A 928-nucleotide genomic window follows, 5' to 3' on the forward strand; every position below is an offset into this window, starting at 1 on the left:
AGAGGGTGTTTATAAATAAAAAATAAACAACACCATAGTCATTCCCCAAGACAGGTATCTTAAAAGAGACAGTCGTAGTCTTTGAATCGGGTGAAATGAGTCGAAAAGCTTATCCCACAGACGTTTCTGATGTCGAATGGGATTTGATAAAATCAATGATTCCAGCAGAAAGTAAGCGAAAGCGTGGAAAAAAGCGTGAAGTAGATATGCGAGAAGTAGTAAACGCGATCTTTTACATATTGCGTGCAGGCTGCTCGTGGCGAATGATGCCTCACGATTTACCTGCATGGCAAACAGTATATTCATATTTCCGACGCTGGGAGCGAAAAGGGGTATGGCAAAAAATCCACACAGTATTGCGATCGCAACTCAGGCAACTCGAAGGACGGGACGTAGAACCATCCGCCGGAATTATAGACTCTCAAACTGTGAAAACAACTGAAAAAGGAGGAGTCAAAGGCTATGATGCCGGAAAAAAGATTAATGGTCGTAAACGCCATATCGTTGTTGATACGATGGGTCTAATTTTGATGGTTGTAGTACATACAGCCTCAATTCAAGATCGTGATGGTGCAAAGCTTGTATTCGATAAAATTGACCACTTATTCCCTAAACTACATTTGATTTGGGCGGATGCCGGATATGCTGGCTTGTTAGTCGATTGGGTGAGATATTTCATTGGTTGTGGACTCGAAATTATCAAGCGTTGCGATCGCACAGACGGGTTTAAAGTATTACCTCGACGTTGGATCGTAGAGCGTACATTTGCGTGGCTTGGTCGCTATCGTCGTCTCAGTAAGGATTACGAATATCATCCTCAAACAAGTGAAACAATGATATATGTCGCTATGACAAATCTTATGTTACGTAGATTAGCCCGCAATCATTGTTGCTCGCCTGCTTAATATTTATTTTATAAACACCCTCT

1 protein-coding gene is annotated in these 928 nt (G+C 41.7%); it reads left to right on the forward strand.

Features of this window, described 5'->3' with window-relative positions:
* The first annotated feature begins 95 nt into the window (after window positions 1-95).
* On the forward strand, window positions 96-905 hold the full coding sequence (locus ACEYW6_RS36430) for an IS5 family transposase (RefSeq protein ID WP_412983642.1): 810 nt from the start codon (window positions 96-98) through the stop codon (window positions 903-905).
* Window positions 906-928 lie beyond the last annotated feature (23 nt).

The sequence above is a fragment of the Nostoc sp. UIC 10607 genome (assembly GCF_047228265.1).
Taxonomy (GTDB): domain Bacteria; phylum Cyanobacteriota; class Cyanobacteriia; order Cyanobacteriales; family Nostocaceae; genus Nostoc; species Nostoc foliaceum_A.